General features: G+C 67.4%; 21 protein-coding genes and 1 pseudogene. 12 read left to right on the forward strand and 10 right to left on the reverse strand.

Features of this window, described 5'->3' with window-relative positions; translation table 11 throughout:
- Window positions 1-16: 16 nt before the first annotated feature.
- The gene (locus ACO07K_RS18435; protein ID WP_422030353.1) at window positions 17-430 is read left to right on the forward strand and encodes a translational machinery protein; all 414 of its coding nucleotides are present in this window, start codon (window positions 17-19) and stop codon (window positions 428-430) included.
- A gap of 25 nt (window positions 431-455) precedes the next feature.
- Entirely contained in the window at window positions 456-602 is a 147-nt protein-coding gene (locus tag ACO07K_RS18440) for a hypothetical protein (protein ID WP_422030355.1), read from the forward strand.
- A 91-nt stretch (window positions 603-693) separates the two neighbouring features.
- Here the strand turns inward: ACO07K_RS18440 and ACO07K_RS18445 are convergent, their stop codons facing one another.
- The 8 genes and pseudogenes from ACO07K_RS18445 to ACO07K_RS18480 all read right to left on the reverse strand — a co-directional run bounded on the left by ACO07K_RS18445 (window position 694) and on the right by ACO07K_RS18480 (window position 7,110).
- On the reverse strand, window positions 694-1,308 hold the full coding sequence (locus ACO07K_RS18445; protein ID WP_422030357.1) for a helix-turn-helix domain-containing protein: 615 nt from the start codon (window positions 1,306-1,308) through the stop codon (window positions 694-696).
- Between the two features lie 153 nt (window positions 1,309-1,461).
- Window positions 1,462-2,427, reverse strand: a complete 966-nt coding sequence (locus ACO07K_RS18450; RefSeq protein ID WP_422030359.1) for an ABC transporter ATP-binding protein — start codon at window positions 2,425-2,427, stop codon at window positions 1,462-1,464.
- 13 nt (window positions 2,428-2,440) lie between these two features.
- Window positions 2,441-2,812: a response regulator transcription factor gene (locus ACO07K_RS18455; RefSeq protein WP_422030361.1), complete on the reverse strand. Its 372-nt coding sequence runs from the start codon at window positions 2,810-2,812 to the stop codon at window positions 2,441-2,443.
- A gap of 50 nt (window positions 2,813-2,862) precedes the next feature.
- Window positions 2,863-3,474 (reverse strand): response regulator FixJ, encoded by a 612-nt coding sequence (gene fixJ, locus ACO07K_RS18460; protein ID WP_422030363.1) that lies wholly within the window; start codon window positions 3,472-3,474, stop codon window positions 2,863-2,865.
- A pseudogene (locus ACO07K_RS18465) lies at window positions 3,467-4,597 on the reverse strand (two-component system sensor histidine kinase NtrB); the annotation flags it as partial. The pseudogene ACO07K_RS18465 and the gene fixJ, both read right to left, overlap by 8 nt.
- A 100-nt stretch (window positions 4,598-4,697) precedes the next feature.
- On the reverse strand, window positions 4,698-4,913 hold the full coding sequence (locus ACO07K_RS18470; protein WP_298314442.1) for a hypothetical protein: 216 nt from the start codon (window positions 4,911-4,913) through the stop codon (window positions 4,698-4,700).
- A 14-nt stretch (window positions 4,914-4,927) separates the two neighbouring features.
- The gene (gene hemN / locus ACO07K_RS18475) at window positions 4,928-6,271 is read right to left on the reverse strand and encodes an oxygen-independent coproporphyrinogen III oxidase (protein ID WP_422030365.1); all 1,344 of its coding nucleotides are present in this window, start codon (window positions 6,269-6,271) and stop codon (window positions 4,928-4,930) included.
- The gene (locus ACO07K_RS18480; RefSeq protein ID WP_422030367.1) at window positions 6,271-7,110 is read right to left on the reverse strand and encodes a universal stress protein; all 840 of its coding nucleotides are present in this window, start codon (window positions 7,108-7,110) and stop codon (window positions 6,271-6,273) included. Before ACO07K_RS18480 ends, hemN begins: the two co-directional genes overlap by 1 nt.
- 101 nt (window positions 7,111-7,211) lie before the next feature.
- On the opposite strand from ACO07K_RS18480, the gene ACO07K_RS18485 reads away from it, so the two are divergent.
- Complete coding sequence (locus ACO07K_RS18485) at window positions 7,212-7,946, forward strand: sulfite exporter TauE/SafE family protein (RefSeq protein ID WP_422030369.1); 735 nt, start codon at window positions 7,212-7,214, stop codon at window positions 7,944-7,946.
- 184 nt (window positions 7,947-8,130) lie between these two features.
- Here ACO07K_RS18485 and ACO07K_RS18490 read toward each other — a convergent pair whose 3' ends face one another.
- Both ACO07K_RS18490 and ACO07K_RS18495 read right to left on the reverse strand, forming a co-directional pair.
- On the reverse strand, window positions 8,131-8,265 hold the full coding sequence (locus ACO07K_RS18490; protein WP_422030371.1) for a hypothetical protein: 135 nt from the start codon (window positions 8,263-8,265) through the stop codon (window positions 8,131-8,133).
- Window positions 8,266-8,365: 100 nt separating this feature from the next.
- Entirely contained in the window at window positions 8,366-9,202 is an 837-nt protein-coding gene (locus ACO07K_RS18495; protein ID WP_422030373.1) for a DUF2189 domain-containing protein, read from the reverse strand.
- 124 nt (window positions 9,203-9,326) lie between these two features.
- On the opposite strand from ACO07K_RS18495, the gene ccoN reads away from it, so the two are divergent.
- From ccoN to ACO07K_RS18540, 9 genes are read left to right on the forward strand one after another with little or no spacing between them, the layout of a single operon-like run.
- On the forward strand, window positions 9,327-10,793 hold the full coding sequence (gene ccoN, locus ACO07K_RS18500) for a cytochrome-c oxidase, cbb3-type subunit I (protein ID WP_422030375.1): 1,467 nt from the start codon (window positions 9,327-9,329) through the stop codon (window positions 10,791-10,793).
- A 10-nt stretch (window positions 10,794-10,803) separates the two neighbouring features.
- On the forward strand, window positions 10,804-11,529 hold the full coding sequence (ccoO, locus tag ACO07K_RS18505) for a cytochrome-c oxidase, cbb3-type subunit II (protein ID WP_422030377.1): 726 nt from the start codon (window positions 10,804-10,806) through the stop codon (window positions 11,527-11,529).
- 13 nt (window positions 11,530-11,542) lie between these two features.
- Window positions 11,543-11,695, forward strand: a complete 153-nt coding sequence (locus tag ACO07K_RS18510) for a cbb3-type cytochrome oxidase subunit 3 (RefSeq protein WP_422030379.1) — start codon at window positions 11,543-11,545, stop codon at window positions 11,693-11,695.
- A 10-nt stretch (window positions 11,696-11,705) separates the two neighbouring features.
- The gene (gene ccoP / locus ACO07K_RS18515; protein ID WP_422030381.1) at window positions 11,706-12,566 is read left to right on the forward strand and encodes a cytochrome-c oxidase, cbb3-type subunit III; all 861 of its coding nucleotides are present in this window, start codon (window positions 11,706-11,708) and stop codon (window positions 12,564-12,566) included.
- A gap of 19 nt (window positions 12,567-12,585) precedes the next feature.
- Entirely contained in the window at window positions 12,586-14,058 is a 1,473-nt protein-coding gene (gene ccoG, locus ACO07K_RS18520) for a cytochrome c oxidase accessory protein CcoG (RefSeq protein ID WP_422030383.1), read from the forward strand.
- A gap of 10 nt (window positions 14,059-14,068) precedes the next feature.
- Window positions 14,069-14,545: a FixH family protein gene (locus ACO07K_RS18525; protein WP_422030385.1), complete on the forward strand. Its 477-nt coding sequence runs from the start codon at window positions 14,069-14,071 to the stop codon at window positions 14,543-14,545.
- Window positions 14,542-16,917, forward strand: coding sequence for a copper-translocating P-type ATPase (locus ACO07K_RS18530; RefSeq protein WP_422030387.1), 2,376 nt, complete (start codon window positions 14,542-14,544; stop codon window positions 16,915-16,917). The genes ACO07K_RS18525 and ACO07K_RS18530 overlap by 4 nt, the downstream gene beginning before the upstream one ends.
- Entirely contained in the window at window positions 16,917-17,072 is a 156-nt protein-coding gene (ccoS, locus tag ACO07K_RS18535; RefSeq protein WP_295137193.1) for a cbb3-type cytochrome oxidase assembly protein CcoS, read from the forward strand. Before ACO07K_RS18530 ends, ccoS begins: the two co-directional genes overlap by 1 nt.
- Window positions 17,072-17,263 (forward strand): hypothetical protein, encoded by a 192-nt coding sequence (locus ACO07K_RS18540; protein ID WP_422030389.1) that lies wholly within the window; start codon window positions 17,072-17,074, stop codon window positions 17,261-17,263. Before ccoS ends, ACO07K_RS18540 begins: the two co-directional genes overlap by 1 nt.
- The last annotated feature ends 32 nt before the right edge of the window (window positions 17,264-17,295 follow it).

Consider the following 17,295-nt stretch of genomic DNA (forward strand, 5'->3'; position numbering starts at 1 on the left):
GCCATCGGGAGAAACCATGACCCACAGTCACGCCATCGTCTGGATGGACAGCAAGGAAGCCCACGTGTTCCGGTTCAACGCCGACGATGTGGAGCGCGAGAACATCAAGGCCCACACCCCGTTCCGCAAGGTGCACCACAAGGCGGGTGTCATCGGTGCAGGCCATGCGGCTCTCGACGTGAGTTTCCTCGATCACATCGTCGACGCCATCCGCGGCGCCCAGGAATGGCTTCTGGTCGGGCCCGCACAAGCCAAGCAGGAACTGATCCACCATCTCGACAAGCATCTGCCGCACGTCAAGAAGACGCTGGTGGGCGTCGAGGCGATGGACCATCCGACCGATGGCGAGCTGCTCGCCCATGCCCGGCGGTCGTTCAAGGCGATCGATCGCCTGCGGCCTAACGCCCCGATCGGCGCCGTTTCCCACTGAGCATCGTGCAAGCGAGGAAAGTTCGATGACCGATATCCCGATCTATTTCCTGCTGCTCGCCTGTGCCTCGTTCATGCTGCTGGGCATTTCAGTGGCCTCGGCGACCGCGCAATACCTGCGGTCGCAACAGGCCCAGGCCGTGGCAATCGTAAAGCAGCCTGCCCATCGCTGACCGCGCATCTGCGGGTCGCAGGCAGGAAATGACTTGGAGTATCCAGGGAATCGCGGGCGATGGTAGCACCGCGATTCCCGAGCGTGCCGGATCAGGCGTCGAGCTTGCGCAGGGCGGCGAGATTGCAGAGATCGACCGACCGGCTGCCGGCCTGAAGCCGGATCAGGCCCTGGCGCGCAAACTGGGTCAGGGTGCGCGAGACCGTCTCGATCGTGAGGCCGAGATGATCGGCAATGTCGGAGCGCTGCATCGGCAGCTCGACATGCTCGTCGTCGCTGGAGACGCGCTTGGCCATGTCGAGCAGGAAGGTCGCGATCTTCTCCTGGGCGGTCTTGCGACCGAGCAGAAGCATGTGGTCCTGAGCACGGCCGAGGCACTTCATCATCGATGCGAGCACCTGGTTGGCAAAGGCGGGATCGGCTGCCGTCAACTCCGCGAGGCGCGAGCGGCGGAAGGCCACGAGGGTGGCATCGCACAGCGCTTCGGCGGTGAAGCGGTACTCGGGGCCGGCTTCCAGCCCGAAGATGTCGCCGGCAAGATGAAACGCATCGATCTGCCGGCGGCCGTCGCTCAGCAGCTTGCAGGTCCGGATGGACCCCGAAACCACCTTGTAGAAATAGTCGGCCGGGTCGCCTTCGGCGAACAGCTCCTCACCCTTTGCCAGCATCCGCGGCTGACCGCAGACCGGGGTACCCGCAGGCTGCATATTGGCAGCTCCACGCAGGGCGACGGCAGCAGGAATACGGGCAGAAATTACTGAGTTCGTATGCATGGCTGGCTCCCGGCTGGGTGTGTTTGACGGACACAGGGATAGGGCCCGGGCGGGCGGCCGACCATTTGGGTCTTGAACTAAGGGATTCTACGTAGGCGGCCGGGCGTCGGCCGGAGTCACAAGGCCTTCCAGGACCCCCGCGAACAGCCGGTACTTGACCCCGACGACGGCGAGCTCGCGCGCCCAGTTCACGATGTCTCCCCAGGGGTCGTTGAGCTTGCCGAGCCCCGCCACCACCGCCACGACGGTTCCGACCTCGATCTTTCCCTGCAGCACCTGCCAGCCACCGAAGCAGAGGGCAGAGCCGACGGCCAGGTGATGCATCATGTTCATCAGCAGGTTCATCGTGAACTTGATCCTGTAGATGCCCATGTTCAGCGTGAACACCCGCTCGATCGGATCCTGCGTCCAGCCCCAGCCGATGCGGCCATCCGATGCCCCCCGACCGGCGGAGATGCGGCTCACCAGCCCGCCGCTGATGCCGCGCTTGACCAATATGCGCGACTGGGCCCGGCGGTTGATGGCCCGCTGCAGCAGGGGCACGAAGACGACCTGCGGCAGGAAGAACGCGAGGCCGAGAAGCGCCATACGCCAGTCGAGATAGAGCATGTAGACGATCACGCTCGCCAGCACGCCTCCCTGCAGCAGGGGCTCGGAGAGGCTGACGCCGGTGAAGCCGCCGATCGGTTCGGCCTCCTCGAGCACCATCGAGATTTCTACGCCGGCTTCCTCGCCGCTCACGTCCCGGGTGGCGCGATCGGCATACTCGCCGACCAGGCTGCGCAGGCGGCGAACCGAATCCTCGGCGACCCAGCCGCGATAGACGTTCAGACAGAGTTTCAGGCTCTGTTCGGAGAGCACCACGCCGACATAGGCGGCGGCCAGCCACAACACGGTCTCGAAAGCCCCGCGATCCACCAGCACGTTGATCACCCGCCGCTGCAGTTCCAGCGGCGCGGCACTCAGCAGGAAGACCAGGACCGACAGGACGGCGAGCGCCGCCTGATGGCGCCCCGACGAATGGAGCACGAAACCGAGGATCGTCGCCGGCATGGATGCATGACCGTCACGGCCGGGCATCGAGCACAGGCCTGATACTGGCGGCCAGATCCGACAGCGGCTTCTCCAGAACGTCCTCGATCCCGAGGCTCGATGCCCGGGCGCGCAGCGAGCGCGTCACCCGGCCGCTGATGAGGAAGACCGGCAGGGTGACGCCGCGGCTCCGCAGCCGCTCGACGAGTTCGAGCCCGTCGATTTCGGGCATCCGGTAGTCGATGACGAGACATCCCTCGGCCGGCAGGTCGTTCTCCGCCAGCAGCGCGTCCGGAGTCGGATAGAGCCGCACATCGAAGCCCTCCATCTCGAGCGAGAACTTGAGCGCGTGGCGCACGGCGGCATCGTCATCGACGAGCAGGATGGCATCGGAAGCCTTCGACATGCACCACCGTCACCTACCGCAAGCGGGGCCGCGTTGATCCAGCGCAAATCCTAGGACTCTCCCTCGGCCATGAGAACCATGCGCACCAGTTCGGAGAGGCTGTCGGCCTGCATCTTGGTCATCACGTTGGCGCGATAGACTTCCACGGTGCGGGCGCTGATGCCGAGGTCGTAGGCGATCACCTTGTTCGCCTTGCCGGCCGCGAGCCCCCGCAGCACGTCGCGCTCCCGCCCGGACAGCGCGTCGAGGCGCTTGCGGATCGCCAGGATGCGGTCCTCGCGCTCGCGGTTGCGGGAATGGCTGTCGAGGGCAGACCTGATCGCGGAGAGAAGGGTTTCGTCGTCGAACGGCTTTTCGATGAAGTCGACGGCGCCCGCCTTCATGGCCTCCACCGCCATGGGTACGTCGCCATGGCCCGTCATGACGATCACGGGAAAACCGGCCTTCACCTCGACCAGACGGCGCTGCAACTCCAGCCCGTCCATCTCGGGCATGCGGATATCAGTGACCACGCAACCCGGCTGAGCGTCCGGCAGGGCCTTCAGGAACGCGACCGCGGACTCGTGCACGCGCACGGCGAGGCCGGCCGTGCTGAGCAGGAAGGCGAGCGACTGCCGGACGTCGACATCGTCGTCGATCACGTGAACGACCTGGCTAGGCATCCTCGTTCTCCCGATCGTGTGCGGCCGCGCGCAGGGTGAAGTGGAAGATCGTCCCGCCCTCCGGAGGCGAGTTCACCCAGATCTTGCCGCCATGCGCCTCGACGATCGTGCGGCAGATCGAGAGCCCGAGCCCCATGCCCTTGCGCTTGGTCGTGACGAAGGGCTGGAAGAGCTGCCTGGCCACTTCCGGCGCGAGGCCAGACCCGGTGTCGGCCACGGTGACCTCGACCTGGTCCTCAGGTCCGGTGGCCGTGGCGATGTCGAGCCGGCGGACGGCGCCGCCCTCGCTCATGACGTCGATGGCGTTGCGCATCAGGTTGACGAGCACCTGCTGGATCTGGATGCGGTCGGCCAGCACGAGATCGGCCGCGGGATCGAGCCTGAACGTCACCGCAATGCCGTGCTCCCGCGCACCGACCAGCGCCAGGGTGCTCGCATCCTCGATCAGCTTGGGGAGACTCTCGATCCGCCGCTCGCTTTCGCCGCGGGCCACGAACTCGCGCAGGCGACGAATGATCTGCCCGGCGCGCAGGGCCTGGTCGGCGGCCTTCGAGACGGCGTCCCGCAGCATCTCGACGTTCTCGCCCTCCATGCGTTCGAGCAGTCGGCGCGACCCTCTGAGATAGTTGCTGATGGCGGTCAGCGGCTGGTTGATCTCGTGCGCGAGCGTCGAAGCCATCTCGCCCAGCGCCGTGAACCGCGACATGTGCGTCACTTCCGACTGCAGCTCCTTCAACCGGTCCTCGGTGAGCTGCTGATCGGTCAGGTCGCGGATGAAGCCGGTGAAGTGATGGCGCTCGCCGGTGCGAAGTTCTCCCACGGTGAGATGCATGGGGAACGTCGTTCCGTCCTTGCGCTGGCCCACCACGATACGGCCGATGCCGATGATCCGGCGCTCCCCGGTCTTGAGGTAGCGCTCGATATAGGCGTCGTGCTGCTCGCGATAGGGCGAGGGCATCAGGAGGCTGATGTTGCTGCCACAGGCTTCGTCGGCGTCGTAGCCGAACAGGCGCTCCGCGGTCGTGCTGAGCGATTCGATGCGGCCACGCTCGTCGATGATGATCATGGCGTCGGGGACGGTCTGCAGGATGGACCGCAGGCGCGCTTCCGCCGCCTCGAGCGCAAGCGCGATCGAGGTGTCGCTCATCGGGGCATCCGGCTCATCGGCGCATCACCATGACGGGTGACGTATAGCATGCACCGCCGTGCCGGGGTCACCTCAATCAGGGTCTTATGAAGGAGAGCGGCGCATCCTCGTCGAGATTGTCGATCGCCGCCGTCAGCTCCGCCGCGATGTCGTCGTTGGTGCGTCCGAGCCTGAAGATGCGGATCGCTTCGGAGAGCAGGCAGCGGGCGACCACGTCGCCGGCGATGCCCTGCCCTGCCCCTTCCGCCAGTGCCGCTTCCACGTGGCGAGATACCATTTGATAAGTGCTCATGACGATTTCCTTTTTCAGATTCCGCGTGAGTGCCGGCCGTCGGCATGGGCGAGATGGGCGTCGAATGCCGCACAGACGAAACGCACCAGGGGGCGCCCACGCTCTGTGACGTGCAGCGACTGGCCGTCGCGCTCGACGAGCCCGTCGCTCACCAGCTTGGGAAGTTCAGCCACCTCCGAAATGAACGACGGGGCCGACGCGCCATGCCGGCGGCAGACATCGTCGAGATCGACCGAGAAACTGCACATCAGTCTCTCGATGATCTCACCCCGCAGCCGATCGGCGGCCGTCAGCTCCAGACCCCGGGCCGAGGCGAAGCATCCGGCCTCGATCAGTGACTGGTAGCGTCCGGGATCGGCGATGTTCTGCGTATAACCGCGCGGCAGGCTCGAGATTGCCGACGCGCCCAGGCCGACGACGGACGGCTGGTCGACCACGACGTATCCCTGGAAGCTGCGCCGCAGCCCGCCTCGCTCGGCCGCGGTCGAAAGCGCATCGTTCGGCCGCGCATAGTGATCGAGGCCGATCCGCTTGTAGCCGCCCTCGACCAGGCGTTCCGCCACGAGATTGGCCATCGCTGCGCGCGCTTCCGCGCCCGGGAGACTTTCGGTCTCAATCAGGCGCTGGCGCGCCTTCATCCACGGGACATGCGCGTACGCGAAGACGGCGAAGCGGTCCGGCGCCAGTTCGAGCGCGGCGTCGAGCGTGCGGGCCAGCGTCTCCGGCGTCTGCTTCGGCAGGCCGTAGACGAGGTCGATGTTGATGCGGGCGATGCCGGCGGCACGGATTCTGGACATGGCAGAAGCCGTATCCTCGATCGACTGCAACCGGTTGATCGCCTTCTGCACCTCGAGGTCGAAATCCTGGACGCCGAAGCTCACGCGATCGACGCCGATCTCACGCATCGTCGCGACGAATTCCTCGTCACAGAATCGCGGATCCACCTCCATCGAGGTTTCAGAGCCGCTGCGCCGGTCGAAGCGCGCGGCCAGCCGCTTCGCCACGGCGAGGAGGTTCACCGCGCCCAGCTGGGACGGCGTCCCGCCGCCCCACTGGATCTGGCCGACCATCATCCCCGGTACGGCTTCGGCCACGAGATCGATCTCCTTGGCCAGCGCACGGCCATAGGCGGCGAGCGAGTCCGAACGGTTCATCGCCGCCGTGTGGCAGGCACAGTACCAGCACAGGCGTGCGCAGAAGGGCACGTGGAGATAGACCGTCGAGCAGTCGTGGCTCAGGTCGCCGAGCCATGCCTTGTGCTGCACGGCGCCGACGGCGCCGTGAAACTGGGCGGCCGTCGGATAGCTCGTATAGCGAGGAACCGAGCGGTCGTAGGCCGCGATCTTGGTGGCGTCCATCAGTGCGAGATCAGCACGGGGATGGTCATGCTGGACAGCAGGGTGCGGCTGACGCCGCCCAGAACCATCTCGCGCACCCGCGAATGGCCGTAGACGCCCATGACGATGAGATCGCTGCCGATATCGGCGGCCCGCGACAGGATGACGGCACCCACATCGCTGTCGGCGGCGACGTCGCGCTGCACCGTCACCTTCACCCCGTGTCGCGTGAGCCAGAGCGCCACGTCGGCGCCCGGTTCCGCGCCGTGGCCGTCCGGAGACGTCCTTGGGTCGACCACGAGGATGACGACCTTCTTGGCCATGCGCAGGAACGGCAGCGCGTCGGCCGCCGCGCGCGCGCTCTCGCGGCTGGCGTTCCAGCAGAGCAGCACGGATTCGCCCACCGGTGCGCGCACGCCGATATGCGGCACGACCAGGGTGGGCCGGCCGCTCGCCAGGACGACGGCTTCGGGCAGGTCCGAGGGCGTGGGCGTCTGGGCATCGGGATCCGTCTGACCGAGGACGAGGAGATCGGTGTAACGTGCCTGGAGGACGAGTTCGGAATCGATGAAGCCGTCGGTCACGCGCCACTCGTGCGATGGGACGCGGCGTTCCTTGACGGCCTTCTGGAAGGCCGCGAGCGCGACGGCCTGGTCGGCATCGGCGCTGGCTTCGTAGCTGGCGAACAGCGAATCCATGGCCACGCCGCCCTCGAAGAAGATCGGCGCTTCGAGCGGCGGACGGGCGTGCAGGCCGACCAGATGGGCGCCATAGCGCTCCGCCAGCTCCGCCGCCACGGTCAGCCTCTGGCCCACCTTCGGGCTCGCATCGCAGTGAACGAGAATCGTCTTGTAGGCCATGGGCATCCTCCTGGAAGTTCGTCGATCCTCATCGGCCGCGACGGGCGCGACCTTGACGCAGGTCAATCGCCACAGGGAAAATTCGTGGTCCATTGCCGTCGATGGACATCATCTCCCGCTTCTTCGCGATGTGCGGCGACGGCCTCATGGCGGCCGCATCGATGCCGCTCGGCCTGCCGGCCGCGCTGTTCCTGGCCGGGCTGGCCGGCAGCCTCGTGCATTGCGTCGGCATGTGCGGCCCGTTCGTGCTGGGCCAGGTGATGGCCTCGGCCGAACAGCCGGGCGATCGACCCTATGGCGAGTGGCACCGGCTGACCGGCGCCCTGCTCGCGCCCTATCATCTGGGCCGCTTCACCACCTATACGGCGCTGGGCGCCGTGGCCGGAGGCATCACGGCCGTGTTTGCGTCGCTGGAAGTATTCGGCTGGCTGTCCGCGGCCCTCCTGATCGCGGCCGCCGGCCTGCTGGCGGCCCAGGCTCTCGGCATGGCCATCAACGCCGCCTCGCCCGCGACGAACCTGGTGGCGCGCCTCGCCGGTCCCCTCTCGGCTTCGCGCACGCCTGTCGCGCGGTACGGGTTGGGTGTGGTCCTGGGCTTCCTGCCCTGTGGGCTGCTCTACGGGGCCCTGGCGGCGGCGGCCGGCACCGGGTCCGTCCTGTCGGGGGCCATCGCGATGGCGTGCTTCGCCCTCGGCACCGTCCCGGCGCTCGTCGCCGTCGGCTGGGGCGGCCTGCTCATGCGCCGCCAGCTGCGCACGGTGGCGAGGTGGGTAAGCCCGCCTCTCCTCGCAGGCAACGCCCTGGTCATGCTCGCATTGGCCAGCCAGCGGCTCTAGCAGCCGTTGAAACAGGCTTTCAGACCTGCCGGCGGGCAATATCGACCCGTCGACGCCCACGACGGCACCTGATTCGGGGGGGGTGCGACTCCCGCTTCGATTGTTTCGTTTATTTCGTTTGTTTCGTTTATCGCCGGGATTCCGGCCTTTTCAACGGCCTGGAGGCGTGACGTCGCCCACGCCCTCATAAGGTCGCGAGCGTCTCCAGGAGCGTGGCCAGACCGAGCACGACCAGAATGGCTGCGAACAGCCAAAGGGCGATACCGCCGACATCGTGGACGAACTCTTCGGGAGTCATCGGCTTCCGTTGCTTCAGCATGACCCTCTCCCCCTGAACGATCTGCCATCGCGCCGACCGGCACGCGCCATCGCACTTGTCCTTACAAGTTCGCCCGCCGGCCGCCCATTCGGGGATTGACCTACGGAATATTACGGAGGGTCGGCTGTGTCAGGGACGTCCCCTCGGCGGGCTCCGGCTCGAAGCTGATGACGTCGCGATAGGCATGCCAGGTGGCGTGCGCGACCAGCGGCAGGGTCACGACCAGCCCCAGCAGTCCCACAATCATGCCGAGGCCGGTGAGGAACACGATCACGGCGGCCCACAGGAGCATCGGCCGGAAATTCAGGCGGGTCGCGGCCACCGAGGTCGCGATCGCCTCGAACATGTTCGAGTTCCGCCGGTCCAGGAGATAGGGAATCGAGAAAGCGCCGATCGCGAAGGCGATGGCCGCCAGAAAGGCGCCGAGCCCGACGCCCAGCGCCAGGAACGGCAGGCTCTTCGAGGTCGTCCAGACGAGGTCGAGAAAGCGGTCCCACGACGGGACGGTGCGAAACTCGAAGAGGGCGAACAGGAGCTGCGCCATTCTCATCCAGGCCAGATGGAACAGGAGGAGAAGCACGCCCATGAGCGCGATCTGCTCGGGATTTCTCCGCCACGCCATCAAGGTGGATTTGCCGTCCACCGGCTGCCCGGCCTCGAGGCGGCGGCTGATCTCGTACAGGCCGGTGGCGATGAAGGGGCCGACATAGAAGAAGCCGGCGCTGAGCGGCAGCACGAGATAGGGCAGATCGAAGCGCAGCATCAACACAATGGCGAGCCAGCCGGCGGCCACCGGCACGAGCCCATAGGACAGGCTGGCGCCGGGGGCGGCCACGATGTCGCGCCAGCCGGCGGCGAGCCATGCCCAGGGGCGATCGACCGGAACGCGCCGGATGAAGGGCCGGGGCGTCGGGAACACCGCAATGGTCTCGCTCATGGCGCCTCGCATTCAGATTGCATGCGGCATTGTGATCCGCCGTCCGGCGCGATGGCCTTGACCCAAATCAAGGGAGCGACCGGCACCACCTCCTAGTGTCCCCGCGACCATTCGGGGAGTGAGCATGCCGAGCCAAGCCGTATTGACAGCCGACCAGCGTCCGGCGCCGCGTTACGTCGAGGACGTGATACGCGCGGCCGTCATATTGACGATGTTCTGGGGCATTGCAGCCTTCCTGGTCGGCGTCGTCATCGCGGCCCAGCTCGTCTGGCCACAGCTCAGCTTCGACAGCCCCTACCTGACGTTCGGCCGCCTGCGGCCGCTCCATACGTCCGCCGCCATCTTCGCCTTCGGCGGCACCGCGCTGATCGGCACGGCCTTTCACGTGGTGCAGAGGACCTGCCGCGCCCGGCTGTTCGGCGGCGAGCCGCTCGGCTGGTTCGTGCTGCTGGGCTACCAGTTCTTCATCGTCACCGCGGCGCTGGGCTACCTGTTCGGCATCACGCAGAGCAAGGAGTACGCCGAGCCCGAATGGTTCGTGGACCTCTGGCTCACCATCGTTTGGGTGGCCTACCTGATCGCCTATCTCGGCACGGTGATGAAGCGCGAGGAGCCGCACATCTACGTGGCCAACTGGTTCTATCTCGCCTTCATCATCACCATCGCGATGCTCCACATCGTAAACAACCTCGCCCTGCCGGTCTCGATCACCGGGACCAAGAGCTACGGCGCCTGGTCGGGTGTGCAGGATGCGATGATCCAGTGGTGGTACGGCCACAACGCCGTCGGCTTCTTCCTGACCGCGGCCTTCCTCGGCATGATGTACTATTACATCCCGAAGGCGGCGAACCGGCCGGTCTACTCCTACCGGCTTTCGATCATCCATTTCTGGTCCCTGGTGTTCCTGTACATCTGGGCCGGTCCGCATCACCTGCACTACACCTCCCTGCCCGACTGGGCCCAGACCCTGGGAATGGCCTTCTCGGTGATGCTCTGGATGCCGAGCTGGGGCGGCATGATCAACGGCCTGATGACGCTGTCGGGCGCGTGGGACAAGCTCCGCACCGATCCGGGCCTGCGCTTCTCCGTGACCGCCGTCGGCTTCTACGGCATGGCGACCTTCGAGGGGCCGGTCATGTCGATCAAGGCCGTCAACTCGCTCAGCCACTATACCGACTGGACGATCGGACACGTGCATTCCGGCGCACTGGGCTGGGTCGCCTTCATCGTGTTCGGCACGCTCTACTACCTGGTGCCGAAGATGTGGAACCGCCCGGCCATGTGGTCCACGCGCCTCATCAGCTGGCACTACTGGATCGCGACCATCGGCATCGTCCTCTACATCACGGCGATGTGGGTGAGCGGCATCATGCAGGGCCTGATGTGGCGCGCCTACGACGAGCTCGGGTTCCTCCAGTACTCGTTCGTCGAAACCGTCGCTGCCATGCATCCCTTCTACCTGATCCGTCTCTTGGGTGGCGTCTGCTTCCTGAGCGGCGGGCTGATCATGGCCTACAACATGTGGCGAACCATCCGCACCGAAACGGAGACGCTCGCCACCCAAACCACCCAACCGGCACTCGCGGCGTAAGGAGCGTCCCATGTTTATCCGCCACGAGACGATCGAAAAGAACGTCATCCTGATGCTCGTCCTGACGCTGATCACCGTATCGATCGGCGGCCTGGTGCAGATCATCCCGCTGTTCACCGTCGAAACGACGATCGAGCGCATCGACGGCATGCGCCCGTACACACCGCTCGAGCTGATGGGCCGCAACATCTACATCCGCGAAGGCTGCTATCTCTGCCACAGCCAGCAGATCCGCCCCTTCAAGGACGAGGTCGAGCGCTACGGCCATTACAGCCTCGCGGCCGAGAGCATGTACGACAAGCCCTTCCAGTGGGGCTCCAAGCGCACGGGACCGGATCTCGCGCGCGTCGGCGGCCGCTACTCGAACGACTGGCACGTCGCCCATCTCGCCTCGCCGCGCGCCGTCGTGCCGGAGAGTGTAATGCCGGCCTATCCCTTCCTGGCGAACAGCCCGCTCAACTATGCCGACATCGGCCAGCATCTCCGCACGCTGCGCAGCGTCGGCACCCCCTACACCGACGAGATGATCGCCAACGCGCGCGCCGACCTCGAGGCGCAGGTCGATCCGGACCGCGATCCGACGGCCATGCAGAAGCGCTATCCCCGCGCGCCGGTCGCCAAGTTCAACGGCGAGACGAGCACGATCACCGAGATGGATGCACTCGTCGCCTATCTGCAGATGCTGGGCACGCTGGTGCAGTTCGGCGACATCCCGCCGGACCGGCTGAAGCAATAGAGAGGAGCCCGCCATGACCCTCGAGAGTCTGCACGAACTCCTCGCCTCCTTCTGGACGGTCTGGGCCGTCATCATCTTTCTCCTGATCGTCTTCTGGGCGCTGCGACCGCGCAACCGGAAGCGTTTCGAGAAAGACGCCCGCATCCCCCTCGACGACGACCGCTGAAGGACCGGCCATGCCAACCAAGATCGAGAAAGACACACTGTCCGGCCAGAACACCACCGGCCACGAGTGGGACGGCGTCAAGGAACTGAACACGCCGCTGCCGACATGGTGGGTCTATACCTTCTACGCGTGCATTGCCTTTGCCGTCGTCTACTGCGCCCTGTATCCGTCCTGGCCGTGGCTCACCGGTCACACGCAGGGGCTGCTCGGCTATTCGAGCCGGGCGGAGCTGCGGCAGGAACTCAGTGCCCAGGCGAAGGAACGCTCAGCCTTCGTCGACCGCATCCGCACCGCGTCGCTGGCCGACATCCGCAAGGACCCGGAGCTGTTCAACTTCGCCATGGCGGGCGGCCGTTCGGCCTTCCAGACCAACTGCATGCAGTGCCATGGCGCCGGCGGCGGCGGCAGCACGGGCTTCCCCAACCTGGTGGACGACGACTGGATCTGGGGCGGCAGCATCGACCAGATCTACGCCACCATCGAGCACGGGATTCGCAACACCGACGACAAGTCCCGCCAGTCGATGATGCCGCGCTTCGGCGCCGACGGGCTGCTGACCGGCGCGCAGGTGGCGGCCGTGACCGACTACGTGCTCAGCCTGTCCGGCAAGGCGAAGGCCACGCCCGAAGGCGCGAAGATCTTCGAGGAGCAGTGCGTCGCCTGTCACAAGGCCGGCGGCAAGGGCGACCAGGAACTGGGCGCGCCCAACCTCTCCGACGGGATCTGGCTCTATGGCGGCAGCCGCGACGCGATCTACCGCTCCATCTTCTACGCCCGCAACGGCAGCATGCCGGCGTGGAGCGGCCGCCTCGACGAGGCGACCATGAAGATGCTGGCGGTCTACGTCCACGCGCTGGGCGGCGACCGCTAGGGCTGATGCAGGTCGAACGATGGCCTTCCCCGCCCGCCAGACCGACACGGCCCCGCCAAGGCCTCCGACGCCGGAGCCACCACCGCTCTACGCGCCGCGCGCCAGGGTCTACCCGCGCGCGGTCTCCGGGAAGTGGCGTCAGATCAAGTGGGCCACGCTGGTCGTTCTGCTCGGCCTCTACTACGTGGTGCCGTGGCTGCGCTGGGATCGCGGCCCCGGCGCGCCCTCGCAGGCGATCCTGATCGATCTCGACCATCGTCGCGGCTGGTTCTTCGACGTCGTCATCTGGCCGCAGGAAATCTATTTCGTCACGGGCTTCCTGATCCTGGGCGCCTTCGGCCTGTTCTTCGCCTCGTCGCTGTTCGGCCGCGTCTGGTGCGGCTTCACCTGCCCACAGACCGTGTGGACGGACCTCTTCATGTGGGTCGAACGGCTGATCGAGGGCGACCGCAACGAGCGCATGCGGCTCGACCGCCAGCCGATGTCGACCGCGAAGGCCCTGCGCAAGACTCTGAAGCACAGCGCGTGGCTGGCCATCGCCGCGGCCACCGGCGGCGCCTGGGTCTTCTACTATGTCGACGCGCCGACCACGCTGGTGAAGATCTTCCGCGGCGAGGCGTCGATGGAAGTCTACACCTTCATCGGCCTGTTCACCGCCACGACCTATGTCCTGGCCGGCTGGGCGCGCGAGCAGGTCTGCACCTACATGTGCCCGTGGCCGCGCTTCCAGGCCGCGATGCTCGACGAGCAGAGCCTGATCGTCACCTATCAGAAGTGGCGCGGCGAAAAGCGGGGCAAGCACAAGGCCGGCGACAGCTGGGCCGGCCGCGGCGACTGCATCGACTGCAATCTCTGCGTCGCCGTCTGCCCGACGGGCATCGACATCCGCGACGGCCAGCAGATCGAATGCATCGGCTGTGGGCTCTGCATCGACGCCTGCACGCAGACGATGGAAAAAGTCGGACGTCCGACGGGGCTCATCCGCTGGGACACGCTCGCCGCGCAGCAGGCGAAGGAGACCGGTGCCGCCGCCGTGCCGTGGCGGCCCGTCCGGCCGCGCACCCTGCTCTATGCCGGCCTGCTGAGCGTCGTCGCCGCGGTCATGCTGGTGGTCTTCGCGCTGCGCGCCGACACCGAACTCACCGTCCAGCGCGACCGCAACCCGAACTTCGTGCGCCTGTCCAACGGCGACATCCGCAACTCCTACGCGGTCAAGGTGCTGAACAAGCGCCGCACGCCCCAGCAAGTCCACCTCGAGATCGACGGGCTGCCGTCGGCGCAGCTGGGCTTCGTCGGCGCCGATGTCGAAGGCAGCGGTACGACCGCGACACTGTCGGTGCAGCCCGACACCGTGGGCACCTTCCGCGTCTTCGTCACGGTGCCGGCAACCGCGGCGCCAGCCGGCGCAAAGCCCATCACCTTCACCGTGCGCGACGAAGCCAGCGGCGGGCGTGCCTCGCACGACGCCGTCTTCGTCGGCCCGGGCCGCTGAGGACAGGACCATGAACACCGCCGATGTCACACGCAGCCGATACATCCCCTGGCTCTTCGTCGCGGGGTTCGCGATCGTTTTTGCCGTCAACGGGACGATGATCGGCATGGCGGTCGGATCCTTCTCCGGCCTCTACACGCCAAAACCGCGCGACCGCGGCCTGCACTACAACGAGGTCATCGCCGCCCAACAGGCGCGCGATGCGCTCGGCTGGCGGGTCGAGCCGACCTGGCGCCCCGGCAGCGACGATCTCGAAATCGCCGTGTTCGATCGTGCCGGCCGGCCGCTCGCCGGCGCTCAGGTCGCCGTGGCGCTGGTGCGGCCGGCCGAGAAGGGCGCGGTGGTCGGCGTTGCGATGGAGGCCGTCGATATCGGCCGTCATGCCGGCCACGTCGCCCTGCCGGCACGCGGCAACTGGGACGTCGACATCTCCGTCGAGCAGGGCGGCCAGCGCTTTGCGCAGACGCGGCGGATGTTCCTCAGGTGACCGACGCGGTCCTCTATGCCCCCTCCGTCTCCGCTCCCGCGGTCGCACGAACCTGCGCGCATTGCGGCGAGACATTGCGGGGCGCGTCGGACGCGCTGTTCTGTTGCCCGGGCTGCGCCAGTGCGCACGCCATCATCGGCGCCGCCGGGCTCGGCGCCTTCTACCGCCGCCTCGAACAGACGCGTGCCCACCGGCCTGAGCCGCTCGACATCGACTTCGCCGCCTATGCCAAGCCCGACGGACACGGGGGCGCCTCGCTGGAGCTTCTGGTCGACGGGCTCGACTGCGCCGCCTGCGTCTGGCTGATCGAGAGCCTGCTGGCGCGCAATCCCACGGTCACGCGCGCGCGCGTCCATCTCTCGACCCGGCGCCTGTCGCTGGCGTGGCAGGGATCGATCGACGACGCCAACGGACATGCCGGCCTGGTCGCCGCCCTCGGCTTCCGGCTGGCCCCCTACGACACCATCGCCGCGGCGGCCGGCGACGATCGCGAGACGCGCGAGTTGCTGCGCGCCCTGGCGGTCGCGGGCTTCGCGGCAGCCAACGTGATGCTGCTCTCGGTCGCCGTCTGGGCCGGTCATGACGGATCGATGGGCGAGGCCACCCGCACCCTCTTCCACTGGCTGTCGGCGGCCATCGCCCTGCCGGCCGTCGCCTATGCCGGCCGGCCCTTCTTCCGCTCCGCCCTGAACGCGCTTCGCGGCGGGCGCACAAACATGGACGTGCCGATCTCGATCGGCGTCACGCTCGCCTGCATCGTCAGTCTGCACGAGGCCTGGGCCGGCGAGCAGCACGCCTATTTCGATTCGGCCATCACCCTGCTCTTCTTCCTGCTGATCGGACGCTATCTCGACCGCCGCGCGCGCGGACGTGCCCGGCAGGCCGTGCATGCGCTGCTGGCGCTGTCCAGCCGCAGCGCGACGGTCGTCGGCACCGACGGCAGTACGCAGTCGCGCCGCGTCGACGCCCTCGTGCCCGGTGACGTGCTGCTGGTCGCCGCCGGCGAGCGGCTGGGCGCCGACGGCATCGTGAGCGAGGGCGTCTCCTCTCTGGATGCGTCCCTGGTGACGGGAGAGAGCCTGCCGCAGCCCGCCTTTCCCGGCGTCAAGGCCTTCGCCGGCACGATCAATCTCGGCGCGGCCCTGCGCGTGAAGGTGACGGCTGCGGGCGACAACACGCTGCTCTCGGAGATCGTGCGCCTGGTCGAAGCCGCCGAACGCGGGCGCTCGCGTTTCGTGGCCCTCGCCGACCGGGTCGCACGCGCCTATGCGCCCGTGGTCCACCTGACGGCCCTGCTGACCTTCCTGGGCTGGACCTTGCTGGCCGGCCTCGCCTGGGACCGCGCGCTGCTGATCTCGACGGCCGTGCTGATCATCACCTGCCCCTGCGCGCTGGCGCTGGCGGTGCCGGTCGTCCAGGTGGTGGCCAGCACACGCCTGCTCCGGTCGGGCATTCTGCTCCTGTCGCCGACGGCGCTGGAGCGCCTGGCGCAGGTCGACCACGTGGTCTTCGACAAGACCGGCACGCTCACCCTCGGCCGGCCCGAGCTGGTGGCGGCGCCGGACGATCCCGAGCTGGGGCGGCTGGCCGCCTCGCTCGCCCTCAACTCCCGCCATCCGCTGGCCCGCGCCCTCGTGCGCGCCGTCCCCGAGGCGATACCGGCCGCCGGTGTCGTCGAACATCCCGGTGCGGGACTTGAGGGCGAGGGCGGCGTGCGACTTGGGTCGGCCTCCTTCTGCGGCATCACCGATCCGCTGGACGACGGACGGTCGGAACTGTGGCTGTCGCGGCCGGACCATGCGCCCGCGCGCTTTGCCTTCGCCGACCGTCTGCGGCCGGACGCCGCCGCGACCGTCGCCGTCCTGCGCCGAAGAGGCCTTGCCGTCGAAGTCCTGTCGGGCGACCGGCAGGCCGCGGTTGCCGATGCTGCAACGGCTGCCGGCATCGCCGCGTGGCGCTCCGGCGTCACACCGGCAGAGAAGGCCCAGCGCCTTGCCGCACTTGCTGCCGAAGGCAAACGCGTCCTGATGGTGGGCGACGGGTTGAACGATGCGCCGGCGCTCGCGGCAGCCCACGCCTCTCTCTCGCCGACCACCGCGGCCGAGGCCACGCAGTCCGCCGCCGACGCCGTCTTCCAGGGCGACGCGCTGGGACCGGTCGCGGAGATCCTGGACGTGGCGCGCCGGGCCGACCGTCTGGTCCGCCAGAACCTCGCCCTCGCACTCCTCTACAATCTGGGCGCCGTGCCGCTGGCGATCCTGGGTCACGTGACGCCGCTGATCGCCGCGGTGGCCATGTCTTCGTCCTCCCTGCTGGTGATCGGCAATGCCCTGCGTCTCGGCATCGGCGGAGCCAAGGGACGGAGGCCCTGATGGACAGCCTGCTCGTTCTGGTGCCGGCGGCGCTGATCCTGGGCCTGCTCGCCCTCGCGGCCTTTCTCTGGGCCCTGCGCAACGGCCAGTACGACGATCCCGACGGCGCTGCCGGCCGCATTCTTTTCGATGACGACGACACAAGGAGCAAATGATGTCCTACTGGATCATGGGAACGATGGCCGCCCTGATGGGCCTGCTCGGCCTCTTGATGGCGGGCGCGGCGAAGGACTCCGGCATCCTGGCCTTCGGACTCGGCCTCTCGCTCTTCGGCGTGCTGTTCTGCTGGTTCATGATCAAGACCAGCTTCGACGAAGCCGAACGGAACGCCGCCGAAGGCAACTAGCCGCGGTTGATCTGGATCATGGGCGGATGAGT

Origin of the sequence: Reyranella sp. (genome assembly GCF_965228225.1) — a bacterium.
GTDB lineage: Bacteria > Pseudomonadota > Alphaproteobacteria > Reyranellales > Reyranellaceae > Reyranella.

Coding starts and splice junctions, on each gene's coding strand:
- ACO07K_RS18445 (WP_422030357.1), bottom strand. CDS start 1,308: ATGCAGCCTGCGGGTACCCCGGTCTGCGGTCAGCCGCGGATGCTGGCA.
- ACO07K_RS18525 (WP_422030385.1), top strand. CDS start 14,069: ATGAACACCGCCGATGTCACACGCAGCCGATACATCCCCTGGCTCTTC.
- ACO07K_RS18490 (WP_422030371.1), bottom strand. CDS start 8,265: ATGCTGAAGCAACGGAAGCCGATGACTCCCGAAGAGTTCGTCCACGAT.
- ACO07K_RS18540 (WP_422030389.1), top strand. CDS start 17,072: ATGTCCTACTGGATCATGGGAACGATGGCCGCCCTGATGGGCCTGCTC.
- ACO07K_RS18450 (WP_422030359.1), bottom strand. CDS start 2,427: ATGCCGGCGACGATCCTCGGTTTCGTGCTCCATTCGTCGGGGCGCCAT.
- ACO07K_RS18440 (WP_422030355.1), top strand. CDS start 456: ATGACCGATATCCCGATCTATTTCCTGCTGCTCGCCTGTGCCTCGTTC.
- ACO07K_RS18480 (WP_422030367.1), bottom strand. CDS start 7,110: ATGGCCTACAAGACGATTCTCGTTCACTGCGATGCGAGCCCGAAGGTG.
- ACO07K_RS18485 (WP_422030369.1), top strand. CDS start 7,212: ATGGACATCATCTCCCGCTTCTTCGCGATGTGCGGCGACGGCCTCATG.
- ccoO (WP_422030377.1), top strand. CDS start 10,804: ATGTTTATCCGCCACGAGACGATCGAAAAGAACGTCATCCTGATGCTC.
- ccoP (WP_422030381.1), top strand. CDS start 11,706: ATGCCAACCAAGATCGAGAAAGACACACTGTCCGGCCAGAACACCACC.
- ccoN (WP_422030375.1), top strand. CDS start 9,327: ATGCCGAGCCAAGCCGTATTGACAGCCGACCAGCGTCCGGCGCCGCGT.
- ccoG (WP_422030383.1), top strand. CDS start 12,586: ATGGCCTTCCCCGCCCGCCAGACCGACACGGCCCCGCCAAGGCCTCCG.
- ACO07K_RS18455 (WP_422030361.1), bottom strand. CDS start 2,812: ATGTCGAAGGCTTCCGATGCCATCCTGCTCGTCGATGACGATGCCGCC.
- ACO07K_RS18470 (WP_298314442.1), bottom strand. CDS start 4,913: ATGAGCACTTATCAAATGGTATCTCGCCACGTGGAAGCGGCACTGGCG.
- ACO07K_RS18510 (WP_422030379.1), top strand. CDS start 11,543: ATGACCCTCGAGAGTCTGCACGAACTCCTCGCCTCCTTCTGGACGGTC.
- ccoS (WP_295137193.1), top strand. CDS start 16,917: ATGGACAGCCTGCTCGTTCTGGTGCCGGCGGCGCTGATCCTGGGCCTG.
- ACO07K_RS18495 (WP_422030373.1), bottom strand. CDS start 9,202: ATGAGCGAGACCATTGCGGTGTTCCCGACGCCCCGGCCCTTCATCCGG.
- ACO07K_RS18435 (WP_422030353.1), top strand. CDS start 17: ATGACCCACAGTCACGCCATCGTCTGGATGGACAGCAAGGAAGCCCAC.
- fixJ (WP_422030363.1), bottom strand. CDS start 3,474: ATGCCTAGCCAGGTCGTTCACGTGATCGACGACGATGTCGACGTCCGG.
- hemN (WP_422030365.1), bottom strand. CDS start 6,271: ATGGACGCCACCAAGATCGCGGCCTACGACCGCTCGGTTCCTCGCTAT.